Source organism: Micromonospora sp. NPDC049089, from assembly GCF_040648775.1.
Classification (GTDB): Bacteria; Actinomycetota; Actinomycetes; order Mycobacteriales; family Micromonosporaceae; genus Micromonospora.
Genome location: NZ_JBEZEH010000076.1, coordinates 1 through 13,090, shown reverse-complemented (window position 1 = coordinate 13,090; position 13,090 = coordinate 1). Strand labels below are relative to the sequence as shown.

The 13,090-nt window shown below is 72.4% G+C and carries 15 protein-coding genes; 11 read left to right on the top strand and 4 right to left on the bottom strand.

Annotated elements, in window-relative coordinates:
- The first annotated feature begins 27 nt into the window (after positions 1–27).
- From argB to argH, 6 genes are all read left to right on the top strand, one after another.
- Positions 28–933 carry an acetylglutamate kinase gene (argB, locus tag AB0B48_RS15430; RefSeq protein WP_357201318.1) on the top strand — a complete coding sequence of 302 codons (906 nt, stop codon included), beginning with the start codon at positions 28–30 and terminating at the stop codon, positions 931–933.
- A complete protein-coding gene (locus AB0B48_RS15425) occupies positions 930–2,159 on the top strand; it encodes an acetylornithine transaminase (protein ID WP_357201315.1) in 1,230 nt (409 codons plus the stop codon). Before argB ends, AB0B48_RS15425 begins: the two co-directional genes overlap by 4 nt.
- The gene (argF, locus tag AB0B48_RS15420; protein ID WP_357201312.1) at positions 2,156–3,109 is read left to right on the top strand and encodes an ornithine carbamoyltransferase; all 954 of its coding nucleotides are present in this window, start codon (positions 2,156–2,158) and stop codon (positions 3,107–3,109) included. Before AB0B48_RS15425 ends, argF begins: the two co-directional genes overlap by 4 nt.
- Complete coding sequence (locus tag AB0B48_RS15415; RefSeq protein WP_357201309.1) at positions 3,106–3,621, top strand: arginine repressor; 516 nt, start codon at positions 3,106–3,108, stop codon at positions 3,619–3,621. The genes argF and AB0B48_RS15415 overlap by 4 nt, the downstream gene beginning before the upstream one ends.
- Entirely contained in the window at positions 3,618–4,829 is a 1,212-nt protein-coding gene (locus AB0B48_RS15410) for an argininosuccinate synthase (protein WP_357201306.1), read from the top strand. The genes AB0B48_RS15415 and AB0B48_RS15410 overlap by 4 nt, the downstream gene beginning before the upstream one ends.
- Positions 4,830–4,905: 76 nt before the next feature.
- Positions 4,906–6,369 carry an argininosuccinate lyase gene (argH, locus tag AB0B48_RS15405; protein ID WP_357201303.1) on the top strand — a complete coding sequence of 488 codons (1,464 nt, stop codon included), beginning with the start codon at positions 4,906–4,908 and terminating at the stop codon, positions 6,367–6,369.
- A gap of 43 nt (positions 6,370–6,412) precedes the next feature.
- Here the strand turns inward: argH and AB0B48_RS15400 are convergent, their stop codons facing one another.
- The 3 genes from AB0B48_RS15400 to AB0B48_RS15390 form a co-directional block, all read right to left on the bottom strand.
- A complete protein-coding gene (locus AB0B48_RS15400) occupies positions 6,413–6,766 on the bottom strand; it encodes an MmcQ/YjbR family DNA-binding protein (RefSeq protein ID WP_357201299.1) in 354 nt (117 codons plus the stop codon).
- An 81-nt stretch (positions 6,767–6,847) separates the two neighbouring features.
- A complete protein-coding gene (locus AB0B48_RS15395; protein ID WP_357201296.1) occupies positions 6,848–7,273 on the bottom strand; it encodes a DNA-binding protein in 426 nt (141 codons plus the stop codon).
- Between the two features lie 86 nt (positions 7,274–7,359).
- Entirely contained in the window at positions 7,360–7,815 is a 456-nt protein-coding gene (locus AB0B48_RS15390; protein WP_357201293.1) for a hypothetical protein, read from the bottom strand.
- A gap of 184 nt (positions 7,816–7,999) precedes the next feature.
- On the opposite strand from AB0B48_RS15390, the gene AB0B48_RS15385 reads away from it, so the two are divergent.
- From AB0B48_RS15385 to AB0B48_RS15365, 5 genes are all read left to right on the top strand, one after another.
- Positions 8,000–8,641, top strand: a complete 642-nt coding sequence (locus AB0B48_RS15385) for a DNA-3-methyladenine glycosylase (RefSeq protein ID WP_357201290.1) — start codon at positions 8,000–8,002, stop codon at positions 8,639–8,641.
- An 84-nt stretch (positions 8,642–8,725) separates the two neighbouring features.
- A complete protein-coding gene (locus AB0B48_RS15380; RefSeq protein ID WP_357201287.1) occupies positions 8,726–9,811 on the top strand; it encodes an exo-alpha-sialidase in 1,086 nt (361 codons plus the stop codon).
- Positions 9,812–9,813: 2 nt separating this feature from the next.
- On the top strand, positions 9,814–10,089 hold the full coding sequence (locus tag AB0B48_RS15375; protein ID WP_357201284.1) for a ubiquitin-like small modifier protein 1: 276 nt from the start codon (positions 9,814–9,816) through the stop codon (positions 10,087–10,089).
- Between the two features lie 163 nt (positions 10,090–10,252).
- On the top strand, positions 10,253–11,395 hold the full coding sequence (locus AB0B48_RS15370; RefSeq protein WP_355009150.1) for an LLM class flavin-dependent oxidoreductase: 1,143 nt from the start codon (positions 10,253–10,255) through the stop codon (positions 11,393–11,395).
- Positions 11,392–12,027, top strand: coding sequence for an FMN reductase (locus AB0B48_RS15365; protein ID WP_357201280.1), 636 nt, complete (start codon positions 11,392–11,394; stop codon positions 12,025–12,027). The genes AB0B48_RS15370 and AB0B48_RS15365 overlap by 4 nt, the downstream gene beginning before the upstream one ends.
- On the opposite strand, the gene AB0B48_RS15360 is transcribed toward AB0B48_RS15365, so the two are convergent.
- Positions 12,020–12,904 carry a universal stress protein gene (locus tag AB0B48_RS15360; protein WP_357201277.1) on the bottom strand — a complete coding sequence of 295 codons (885 nt, stop codon included), beginning with the start codon at positions 12,902–12,904 and terminating at the stop codon, positions 12,020–12,022. The genes AB0B48_RS15365 and AB0B48_RS15360 overlap by 8 nt on opposite strands.
- Positions 12,905–13,090: the final 186 nt, after the last annotated feature.

Below are 13,090 nucleotides of genomic sequence, written 5' to 3'. Positions count from 1 at the left end.
CGCAGTCGCGAACGAAAGGCCGGTGCGGTGAGCCTGAGCAGCGATCTGGCTCGTGCCCAGGTCAAGGCGGAGACGTTGATCGAGGCGTTGCCCTGGTTGGCGCGCTTCACCGGCTCGACGGTCGTGGTCAAGTACGGCGGCAACGCGATGACCGAGCCGGAGTTGCAACGGGCGTTCGCGGCCGACATGGTCTTCCTGCGTTACGCCGGCCTGAAGCCGGTGGTGGTGCACGGCGGCGGTCCGCAGATCTCCGCCATGCTGGGTCGCCTCGGCATCGCCAGCGAGTTCCGGGGTGGTCTGCGGGTGACCACCGCCGAGGCGATGGACGTGGTCCGGATGGTGCTGGTCGGTCAGGTGGGCCGGGAGTTGGTGGGTCTGATCAACTCGCACGGCCCGTACGCCGTCGGCCTCTCCGGCGAGGACGCCCGGCTGTTCACCGCGGTGCGGCGTCCGGCGTACGTGGACGGGGTGCCGGTCGACGTGGGTCAGGTCGGGGACGTCGAGTCGGTCGACGTGTCCGCGGTGACCGACCTGATCGAGGCGGGTCGGATTCCGGTGATCTCCACGGTGGCGCCGGACGTGGAGGGGGTGCTGCACAACCTCAACGCGGACACCGCCGCCGCCGCGCTGGCCATCGCGTTGCAGGCCCGCAAGCTGGTCGTGCTCACCGACGTGGCCGGCCTGTACGCGGACTGGCCGGACACCAGCAGCCTGGTCTCCGAGATCGTCGCGGACGATCTGGCGAAGCTGCTGCCCAGCCTGGAGTCGGGCATGGTGCCGAAGATGGAGGCGTGCCTGCGAGCGGTGCGTGGGGGAGTGCCCGCCGCGCACGTCGTCGACGGCCGGGTGGCGCACTCCACGTTGCTTGAGGTGTTCACCTCGGAAGGGTTCGGAACGATGGTGGTGCCGGGAGACGGGACGGACGCGACATGAGCACGTTGGCGCAGCGGTGGAAGCAGTCCATGATGGACAACTACGGCACGCCGCCGATGGCGTTGGTCTCCGGTCAGGGCGCCGTCGTGGTCGACGACGCCGGCCGGGAGTACCTGGACCTGGTGGGTGGCATTGCGGTCAACGCCCTCGGTCACGCCCACCCGGCGGTGGTGGCGGCGGTGTCGAAGCAGGTCGCGACCCTTGGGCACGTCTCCAACCTCTACGTGGCCGAGCCGCCGGTGGCCCTCGCCGAACTGCTGTTGGCGCTCGCCGGCCGACCGGGCCGGGTGTTCTTCGCCAACTCGGGCGCGGAGGCTAACGAGGCGGCGTTCAAGCTCTCCCGGCGCACCGGCCGCACCCAGGTGGTGGCCACCAGGGGCGGCTTCCACGGCCGCACCATGGGCGCCCTGGCGCTGACCGGTCAACCGGCCAAGGCCGACCCGTTCCGGCCGCTGCCCGGCGAGGTGACCCACGTCGACTACGGCGATGTCGCCGCCCTTGAAGCGGCCGTCTCCGAGGCGACCGCCATGGTGATCCTGGAACCGGTCCAGGGGGAGAACGGCGTGCTGGTCCCGCCGGCCGGCTACCTCGCCGAGGCCCGGCGGATCACCGCCCGGCACGGCGCGCTGCTGGTCCTCGACGAGGTGCAGACCGGTGTCGGGCGTACCGGGCACTGGTTCGCGCACCAGGCCGAGGGTGTGGAACCGGACGTGGTCACCCTGGCCAAGGGGCTGGGGGGCGGTCTGCCCATCGGTGCGACGCTGGCCTTCGGCCCCGCCGCGGACCTGCTCACGCCCGGATCGCACGGCACCACGTTCGGCGGCAACCCGGTCAGTTGCGCGGCGGCGCTCGCCGTGGTGGCGACCATCGCCAACGAGGGCCTGCTCGACAACGTCAAGCGGGTCGGCGAGCGGTTGCGGCGCGGCATCGAGGCGCTGGGCCACCCGCTGATCGGCGAGGTACGCGGGTCCGGGCTGCTGCTCGGTGTGGCGCTCACCGCGCCGGTGTCGTCGGTGCTGGCCGAGGCGCTGAGGGAAGCCGGCTTCCTGGTCAACCCGGTGCAGCCGGGTGTGATCCGGCTGGCCCCACCGCTGATCCTCACCGCCGCCCAGGCGGACACCTTCCTCGCGGCGCTGCCCGCAGCACTGGACGCGACCGCCCCGGCCGCTGCCGGCGCGCAGACCGCACCAGCCACACTGACCACCACGACGGGGACGACTCGATGACCCGGCACTTCCTGCGCGACGACGACCTCTCGCCGGCTGAACAGTCCGCTGTCCTTGACCTGGCGGCGGGCATGAAGGCGGACCGGTTCGGCCACCGGCCGCTGGTCGGCCCCCGCTCGGTCGCGGTGCTCTTCGACAAGCAGAGCCTGCGGACCAGGATCTCGTTCGACGCCGGGATCGCCGAGCTGGGCGGGCACCCCCTGGTGGTGGACACGCAGGTCACCCACTTCGGTCGCGGGGAGTCGCTCGCCGACGCGGGGCGGGTGCTGTCCCGCTACGTCGCGGCGATCGTGCTGCGGACACACGGTGACGAGCGGATCGCCGAGGTGGCTGCGGGCGCGACCGTGCCGGTGGTCAACGCGCTCACCGACGGTTTCCACCCGTGCCAGCTGCTGGCCGACCTGCTCACCATCCGGGAGCGGTGCGGTGGCACGGCCGGGCGCACCCTGGCGTACGTGGGGGACGGCGCGAACAACATGGCGCAGTCGTACCTGCTGGCCGGGGCGACGGCCGGGATGCACGTGCGGATCGCCGGCCCAGCCGGGTTCGCGCCGGACGAGGCGGTGGTGCGACGGGCCGCTGAGATCGCCGCGGAGACCGGCGGGTCGGTGCGGGTGCTGACCGACCCGGCCCAGGCGGTACGTGACGCCGACGTGCTGGCCACCGACACCTGGACGTCGATGGGGCAGGAGTCCGACGGGTTGGACCGGATCACCCCGTTCCTGCCGTACCAGGTCAACAAGGAGCTGCTCGGTCAGGCCGCACCGGACGCGATAGTGCTGCACTGCCTGCCCGCACACCGCGGTGAGGAGATCACCGACGAGGTGCTCGACGGCCCGCAGAGCGCTGTCTTCGACCAGGCGGAGAACCGGCTGCACGCCCAGAAGGCGCTGCTGACGTTCCTGCTGGAGCCCGCGACCGGCGATGCCGCCACCGGAGGGCCGCGATGACCGCGCCGCTGACTCGCGCGGCCCGGCACGCCCGGATCGTGGAGCTGATCCGCGACCGGCCGATCCGGTCGCAGACCGAGCTGGCGGATCTGCTCGCCGCCGACGGGGTCGGCGTCACCCAGGCCACCCTCTCGCGGGACCTGGAGGAGTTGGGCGCGGTCAAGGTGCGCGGCGGCGACGGTCCGGCCGTCTACCTGATCCCCGAGGACGGGCAGCGGCCGTTGCGCGACGCCGAAGCCGCGCCGGCCCGGTTGGTACGGCTGCTGCGCGAACTGCTCAACGGGGTCGACTCCAGCGGCAACATCGCCGTGCTGCGGACACCGCCGGGCGCAGCCCAGTACCTGGCCAGCGCGTTGGACCGGGCGGGCCTGCCCGAGATCGTCGGCACCATCGCGGGCGACGACACCATCCTCGTCGTGGCCCGTGAGGCCGTCGGCGGGGCCGCGCTCGGAGACAAGCTCGCCGGTTGGGCCCGCGGGGACGACACCGCTGAAGGGAACACCACGTCATGACCGAGCGGGTCGTGCTCGCGTACTCCGGCGGGTTGGACACCTCCGTCGCCATTCCGTACCTGTCGGAGCAGACCGGCGCCGAGGTGATCGCGGTCGCGGTCGACGTCGGGCAGGGCGGTGAGGATCTCGACGCCATCCGGCAGCGTGCCCTGGACTGCGGCGCCGCCGAGTCCGAGGTGGTGGACGCGCGCGACGAGTTCGCCGCCGACTACTGCCTGCCGGCGATCCGGGCCAACGCGCTCTACATGGACCGCTACCCACTGGTGTCGGCGCTGTCCCGGCCGCTGATCGTCAAGCACCTGGTGGCGGCGGCGCGCATGCACGGCGGCACGATCGTGTCGCACGGCTGCACCGGCAAGGGCAACGACCAGGTCCGGTTCGAGGTGGGCCTGAACGCGCTCGCCCCCGACCTGAAGATCATCGCGCCGGCCCGGGACTTCGCCTGGACCCGGGACAAGGCGATCGCCTTCGCCGAGGAGAAGGGGCTGCCGATCGACGTGTCGGCCAGGTCGCCGTACTCCATCGACCAGAACCTGTGGGGTCGCGCGGTGGAGACCGGCTTCCTGGAGGACATCTGGAACGCCCCCGTCGAGGACCTCTACTCGTACACCTCCGACCCGACCCAGGAGCGCGACCCCGACGAGGTCGTGATCACCTTCGACGGCGGTGTGCCGGTGGCGATCGACGGTGAGACGGTCACCCCGTACCAGGCGATCCTGGAGCTCAACCGGCGCGCCGGCGCTCAGGGCGTGGGTCGGCTCGACATGGTCGAGGACCGCCTGGTCGGCATCAAGAGCCGCGAGGTGTACGAGGCGCCCGGCGCGATCGCCCTGATCACCGCCCATCAGGAGCTGGAGGCGGTGACCATCGAGCGGGACCTGGCCCGGTTCAAGAAGGGCGTCGATCAGCGCTGGGGCGAACTCGTCTACGACGGGCTGTGGTTCTCGCCACTGAAGGCGTCGCTGGACGCGTTCATCGACGACGCGCAGCGGCACGTGAGCGGCGAGGTGCGGATGATCCTGCACGGCGGCCGGGCCACGGTGACCGGCCGGCGCTCCGAGGCGAGCCTCTACGACTTCCAGATGGCCACCTACGACACCGGCGACACCTTCGACCAGTCCCTGGCGAAGGGCTTCGTGCAGCTGTGGGGGCTGCCGAGCCGGATGGCCGCGGCTCGGGACGCCCGGTTGGGCGGTGGGGGACAGTGACACGTGTGAGCGCGAAGACTGATCAAACGCGGCAAGCGGGCCCCGCAGTCGCGAGCGGAAGGCAACCAACGCAATGATGGGCGACGTGGACGACAAGAGCCTGACCGAGAACAGCGCCGCCACCAACCGGACGAGCCTCTGGGGTGGCCGGTTCGCGGGTGGCCCCGCCGAGGCGCTCGCCCGACTGTCGGTGAGCGTGCAGTTCGACTGGCGCCTGGCCCCGTACGACATCGCCGGTTCCCGGGCGCACGCCCGGGTCCTGGCCGGCGCCGGCCTGCTCGATCCGGAGGAACTGGGCCGGATGCTGGCCGCGCTGGACGACCTGGAGGCCGCCTGCGCCTCCGGAACGTTCCGCCCCACCATCGACGACGAGGACGTGCACACCGCGCTGGAGCGCGGTCTGCTGGAGCGTCTCGGCAGCCTCGGCGGCAAGCTGCGCGCCGGCCGGTCCCGCAACGACCAGGTCGCCACCGACCTGCGGCTCTACCTGCGCGACCACGCCCGGGGCGTGGCCAGCCGCCTGGTCGAGTTGGCGGAGGCGCTGGTCGAGCAGGCCGAGCGGCACATCGACACCGCCGCGCCGGGCATGACCCACCTCCAGCACGCCCAGCCGGTCACCTTCGGGCACTGGCTGCTCGCCCACGTGCAGCCGCTGCTGCGCGACCTCGAACGGCTGCGCGACTGGGACCACCGGGCAGCGATCAGCCCGCTCGGCGCGGGCGCCCTGGCCGGTTCGGGGCTCCCGCTGGACCCGGTGGCGGTGGCCAAGGAGTTGGGCTTCCGTACGTCGTTCGCCAACTCGATGGACGCCGTCGCCGACCGGGACTTCGTGGCCGAGTTCCTCTTCACCACCGCCCTGATCGGGGTGCACCTGTCCCGGCTCGGCGAGGAGGTGGTGCTCTGGACCTCGCACGAGTTCGGCTGGGTGGAGCTGGACGACTCCTTCGCCACCGGCTCGTCGATCATGCCGCAGAAGAAGAACGCGGACATCGCCGAGCTGGCCCGGGGCAAGTCCGGGCGTCTGGTCGGCGGCCTGATGACAGTGCTCACCATGCTCAAGGGCCTGCCGATGACCTATGACCGGGACATGCAGGAGGACAAGGAGCCGGCCTTCGACGCGGTCGACACCCTGGAGCTGCTGCTTCCGGCCCTGGCGGGAATGATCTCCACGATGACGGTCCGGGTGGACCGCCTCGTCGCCGCCGCCCCGGTCGGCTTCTCCCTCGCCACCGAGGTCGCCGACTGGCTGGTCCGACGTAATGTGCCGTTCCGCGACGCGCACGAGATCACCGGCCAGTTGGTGGCGCTCTGCGCTGCTCGGGAGTGCGAGCTCAACGACGTCTCCGACGAGGACCTGGCCACGATCAGCGGGCACCTCGACCCGTCGGTGCGCGACGTGCTCTCGGTCCGTTCGGCTCTCGCGGCCCGGACCACCCCCGGTTCCACCGGCCCCGGCCCGGTCGCCGACCAGCTCGCCGCCGCGGCGGACCGGCTGGCCGGCTGGCGGGAGTGGGCCACCGAGCGGGTCGTTCCGCGCTGAGCCGTGCCGTGGCGTCGGCGCCTGCCGCCGGCGCCGCGGCGGTTCAGGCCGTCGGGCGCTCCCGCTTGGGGAGCTTGGCCACCACCATGTCGTACGACGAGTCGACAGCCTCGGTCAGCTCGTCGTCGTCGATTCCGCCGTTGAGGCGCAGAGTGTTCCATCCGGATCGGCCGATGTAGGCCATCACGCTGGCGTCGTCGGGGTGCCGGTGCAGCCACTCGTCGGCCACCTCCCGGGTCGCCCCGCACTTGATGCCGACCGTCGGCTTGCCGCTGTCACTGCCGAGGAACGCGAAGATGCGGCTGCCCACCTTCACCACCTCGTCGCCCTCCCACGGCTGGTCCAGCCACGCTCCCGGCTTGGCCAGGCAGTACGCCAGCATCTCCGCGCGCTCCATGGGTGCCTCCTCGTCGTGCGCACAGTGTGCCCGCCCGACTGCTGGCGCACACGCGCCGTGCCGGTCCGACGGGCGCGGTCGTCAGGAGGTCTGCTCGGCCGAGCGGGCGGCGACCCGCTCGTAGCGCTGCCGGGCCGCCTGCGCGCTGCCCAACCCCAGCCCGTACGCGATCGCCTGCCAGGTCAGCCCTCGGTCGCGGGCAAGCGTCAGCAGGCCGGCCTCCAGGGCGTCCAGTTCGGCGCGGACGTGGGGCAGCAGGGTCAGCGCGGCGGTCAGGTCGGCGGCGTCGATCGGCTCCTCAGCGGGTTCGCGTTCGGCCCCGCCGGCGGCCAGCGCGGTGACCAGGGCGACCGCCTCCCACGGGTCGAGCACGTACGGGTGGGCCCACCGGCCCCGCCGCGTGTCGGTGCCGGCGTGCCGTTCGCTGATCCGCTGCAATGCCTCGTGGGTGCGGTGGGCGCGGGCCCGGCCCGGGTCCGGCGCGGTGAAGATATCCTCGGTCGTCATACCCCGAGCACATCGCATGAACGCCTCATTGTCAACAGAATGTTGAAGCCTGGCGGCACGGGCATGCCGTGCCGCCAGGCGACGCCTCAGCGCACCAGGTTGAACTGGCGCTCGCCGAAGATGGGTGTGCAGTACGGGTCACAGGGGCTCGCGGTCACCACACCGAACGCGACGCCCGCTGCGAACGGACGCTCGACCGGGATCACCGCGACCCGCACCTCCTGGGTGCCCTCCGCGCAGGTGACCCTCCGAACCGTCGTGCCCGCGCGCATCGTCTGGCCGACCGCCTGCGCGACCTTGACAGTGACGTCGAACTCGAGGGCCTTCGAGCAGGTCACGCTGACCGGCACGATCGCCGCCGCGCCGTTCGCCTCGATCTTGCCCGTTGCGCCGACAGCGATCGTGGGCAGCGCCGCGTTGTCGGCCTGCGCCGCGGCCCGCAGCGGGACGCTCGCGCTGGCCGACGGGGTGAAGGCCAGGGTCGCGGCTGCCGCGATCAGGCCGGTGGCGATCAGTGGTAGCCGGATGCTCCGTACGGTCATGGTGAATTCCTCCCGTGATGTCGTCGCCCCGTGCGACGACATCGGGAACACTCCCGAACCGAGGGTCCGGTTTCACTGTTCGGCCGACTGTCTGGTGTGCGACGTGAGCCTTGTTCGGGCCGGCGCTCAGCGGTCGGCGCGCCCGGCCGGGTGCCGGGGAACCGGGATGGGTACGGTCGGAATCATGGCCCTGTCGTCCGGTGACCGCAGCACCGACACCGACCTGGCGGCGCTGGCGGACCTGCTCGCCGGTCCGGTGCTGCCGGCGGCGCGTGGGCTGCTGGGCTGCCGGCTGTCCGCCGGCGGGGTCACCGTCCGGATCACCGAGGTCGAGGCGTACGCGGGCAGTGGTGGCGATCCCGCCTCGCACGCCCATCGGGGCCGCACCCCGCGCAACGCCGTGATGTTCGGCCCCGCCGGGCACGCCTACGTCTACTTCACCTACGGCATGCACTGGTGCGTGAACGTGGTCACCGGGGTCGAGGGGGAGGCTTCCGCCGTGCTGCTGCGCGCCGGCGCGGTGGTCGACGGGCTGGCCACGGCACGGGAGCGCCGGCCGGCCGTCCGGCGGGAGGTGGATCTGGCCCGCGGGCCCGCCCGGCTCTGCTCGGCGCTCGGCATCGACCGTGAGGCGTACGGGGCGGACCTGCTCGGCGACGGCCGGGTCCGCCTGCGGCCGCCGGCCGATCCGGTGCCGCCGGAGACGGTGGTGGCGGGTCCCCGGGTCGGGGTGACCGGCGCGCACGATCTGCCCTGGCGGTTCTGGCTGGACGGCGACCCGACGGTCAGCGCGTACCGCCGGCACGTGCCGCGCGTCCGAAGCTGACCGTCCCGCGGCGTGGGCGGCGGGGGTTGTCGGAGGGTGTGGCCATAATCACCGGACCTGCTCACCGACGGTTCGGAGGACGTCATGGCGACACTGCTCGCGATCGGCACAGCCAAGGGATTGTTTCTCGCCACCAGCACCGACGAGCGGCGCAGTTGGGAGATCACCGGTCCGCACTTTCCGATGACGGGTGTCTACGCGGTCGCCGTCGACACCCGTCGGTCCACCCCGCGGCTGCTCGCGGGCATGACCAGCTCCCACTTCGGCCCCAGCGTCGCCACCAGCGACGACCTCGGCGCTTCCTGGGACGAGCCCGACCAGGCGCCGGTCGCGTTTCCGGCCGACACCGGCGTCTCCCTCGGCCGGGTGTGGCAGTTGACGCCGGCCGGCCCCGACGAGCCGGACGTGGTCTGGGCCGGCACCGAGCCCTCCGCGTTGTTCAGGTCCACCGACGGTGGCCGCAGCTTCGAGCTGGTCCGTTCCCTCTGGGACCATCCGCACCGCCCGCAGTGGGAGGGCGGCTTCGGTGGTCAGGCCGTGCACACGGTGCTGCCTCACCCGCGTGACTCGGCTCGGCTGCTGGTCGCCATGTCCACCGGCGGCGTCTACCGCTCGGAGGACGCGGGCGCGAGCTGGGCGCCGGGCAACACCGGCATCCGCGCCTACTTCATGCCCGACGAGTGGCCGGAGTTCGGCCAGTGCGTGCACAAGGTCGCCCGGGACGCGGCCAACCCCGAGCGGCTGTACGCGCAGAACCACCACGGCGTCTACCGTTCCGACGACGACGGGCGCACCTGGTCCTCGATCGCCGACGGGCTGCCCAGCGACTTCGGCTTCCCGATGGTGGCCCACCCGGGGCGCGGCGGCACTGTGTGGACCTTCCCGTTGGTGGCCGACGGCGAGCGGTTCCCGACCGACCACCGCTGCCGGGTGTTCCGTTCCGTCGACGCCGGCGGCAAGTGGGAGCCGCTGTCGGTGGGGCTGCCCGAGGGCCCGTTCTATCCGGCGGTGCTGCGCGACGCGATGTGCACCGACGACGCCAGCCCCGGTGGGGTCTACTTCGGCACCCGCTCCGGCTCGGTCTTCGCCAGCCGCGACGAGGGTGACTCCTGGTCCCTGATCGCGGCGCACCTGCCCGACGTGCTCTGCGTCCGCGCCGCGGAGGTCTGAGCGTGGTCACCGTGCTGCTGCCCGGCCCGCTGCGCGGCGAGGCCGGGGGCGCGAGTCGGCTGACCGTCACCGCCGCCGGGACGCTGCGGGCGGTCCTCGACGAGATGGCCGTCGCGCACCCCCGGCTGGGCCGGCGCATCCGCGACGAGCGTGGTGAGCTGCGCCGCTACGTCAACGTCTTCGTCGACGGGGAAGACTGCCGGCACTCCGGTGGCCTGGCCACCCCCGTGGAGGACGGCGCGGAGGTGCAGGTGCTGCCGTCGGTGGCGGGCGGCTGAGAGGGCCGACACCGAGGGGAGGCCATCGACCTGATGTCCGCTTACGGAGGTGACCGGCGCCACTGCGAGGCGTACCGCCGACGGAATAGTTGCGTCGTCAAATAAGTTGTGAGCTGCGTCCGGGTACCACGACGGCACCCGGTTGACACGCGAGGAGCTGGTCATGCAGTTCGGAATCTTCACCGTCGGTGACGTCACGGTCGATCCGACCACCGGTCGGGAGCCGACCGAGCGTGAGCGGATCAAGGCGATGGTCGCCATCGCGTTGAAGGCCGAGGAGGTCGGCCTGGATGTCTTCGCCACCGGCGAGCACCACAACCCGCCGTTCGTGCCGTCGTCACCGACCACCATGCTCGGCTACATCGCGGCGCGTACCGAGCGGCTGCTGCTGTCCACCGCCACCACGCTGATCACCACGAACGACCCGGTGAAGATCGCCGAGGACTACGCGATGCTCCAGCACCTCTCCGACGGCCGGGTGGACCTCATGATGGGCCGCGGCAACACCGGCCCGGTCTACCCGTGGTTCGGCAAGGACATCCGCGCCGGCATCCCCCTGGCCATCGAGAACTACGACCTGCTGCACCGGCTGTGGCGCGAGGACGTGGTCGACTGGAAGGGCAAGTACCGCACCCCACTGCAGTCGTTCACCTCGACGCCGCGCCCGCTCGACGGCGTGCCCCCGTTCGTCTGGCACGGCTCGATCCGCAGCCCGGAGATCGCCGAGCAGGCCGCCTACTACGGTGACGGCTTCTTCGCCAACCACATCTTCTGGCCCAAGGAGCACACCCAGCGGATGATCGCGCTCTACCGCCAGCGGTACGCGCACTACGGCCACGGCTCCGCCGACCAGGCCATCGTCGGCCTCGGTGGGCAGGTGTTCATGCGCCGCAACTCGCAGGACGCGGTCCGGGAGTTCCGGCCCTACTTCGACAACGCCCCGGTCTACGGGCACGGGCCGTCGCTGGAGGACTTCACCCGGGAGACCCCGCTGACCGTGGGCAGCCCGCAGCAGGTCATCGACCGTACGCTCGGCTTCCGGGAGTACGTCGGTGACTACCAGCGGCAGCTGTTCCTGATGGACCACGCCGGGTTGCCGCTGAAGACCGTGCTGGAGCAGCTCGACCTGCTCGGCGAGGAGGTCGTGCCGGTGCTGCGCAAGGAGTTCGCCGCGAGACGTCCGGCGCACGTGCCGGCGGCGCCGACGCACGCCTCGCTGGTCGCCGCCGCGGGCGGCGCCAAGGACAGCACAGTGCACGCCGTCGACGACGTGACGGGCAAGGCGCCGGAGGGGGCGACCCGATGACTCACCGCACCCTGGCCGTGATCTCGGCGGGGCTGAGTCAGCCCTCGTCGACCCGGCTGCTCGCCGACCAGCTCGCCGCGGCCACCCGCGACGAGTTGGTCCGGCGCGGCTCCGACGTGCAGCTGCACGTCGTGGACCTGCGCGAGTACGCCCACGACGTGGTGAACAACATGCTCACCGGGTTCGCGCCGGCAGCGCTGCGCGAGGTCGTCGACACGGTGACCGGGGCGGACGGGCTCATCGCCGTCACCCCGATCTTCAGCGCCTCGTACAACGGGCTGTTCAAGTCCTTCTTCGACGTGTTGGATTCCGAGTCGCTGGTCGACCGGCCGGTGCTGATCGGCGCGACCGGCGGCACCGCCCGGCACTCGTTGGCACTGGAGCACGCCGTCCGCCCGATGTTCGCCTACCTTCGGTCGGTGGTCGTCCCGACAGCGGTCTTCGCCGCTCCGGAGGACTGGTCCGACGGCACCGCCGACGGCGCGTTGCGTGCCCGGATCCGGCGTGCCGCCGGGGAGTTGGCCGACCAGATCGAGCGTCGGCCGCCGAACGGCGGCCCCGCCGACCCGTTCGCCCTCACCACCGACTTCCTGCAGATGCTCGGCCGAGGAGACGACGCGCCGGTCAGCTGACCGGATACGGGTGGGCGACCAGCACCGGGCAGTGCGCGTGCTGGATCGCCGCCTGGCTGACCGAACCGAGCAGCATCCCGGTGAACCCGGCCCGGCCCCGGGTGCCCACGACCAGCAGCGACGCGCCGCCGCTGGCCTCGATGAGCCCTCGGGCCGCGCCGTCCGCCCGGACCGGGTGCTCGCGCACCACGAGGTCGGGATGCTCGGCGCGGACCGCGGTGGAGACGTCGGCGAGCAGCCGTACCGTGTCGGCCTGGTACGCGGCCTGCGACTCCTCGATCTCCTCCGGCACCGTCCGGCCCTGCTGCGGCGGGCCGACGTGCACCAGTACGAGCGGCACCTCCCGCAGCGCCGCCTCGTCGGCCGCGTAGCCCGCGGCGAGCCGGGACGACTCGGACCCGTCGACGCCGACGAGCACCGGGGCGTCCACCGGGATCGGCTGTTCGTCGGGGCGGACCACCAGCACCGGGCAGTGCGCGTGAGCGGCCACCTGCGTGCCGACCGAGCCGAGCAGCAGCCCGGCGAAGCCGCCCAGCCCTCGACTGCCCACCACGACGAGGTCGGCCTGGCGGGACTCCTCGATCAGGGTGATGCCGGGGCCGCCGGCGACCTGGCGTACCTCGACGGCCAGGCCGGGCCACCGGTCGGCCAGCTCCGCGGCGGTACGTTCCAGCATCTTCTGCGCCTCCTCGGAGGGCGCCGGCACCCCGATGTCGTACGGGTTGAGCGGCACGCCGTAGCCGAAGGGGTGCAGGTAGCCGTGCACCAGGCGCAGCGTCCGGGACCGGAGCAGCGCGGCGTGGGCGGCGTGCTCCGCGGCGACGAGGCTGGACGGCGATCCGTCCACGCCCACCACGACAGGTCGGTTCATCGGCACTCCCTGGGTCGGTCAGCCCATTGTCGGCGGTGCGCAGCCGTCACGACGCCGAACGCGCCGGCACCGGCCGACCGGCCAGGCGGGTGACGTGACACCGGACGCGGGTCCGCGCCGGCCGTGGGGGGACCGGCCGACTGTTCCGGACGGAGTTCGGCACTGTGGTGGTGCAGGAGGACATCTGCAACG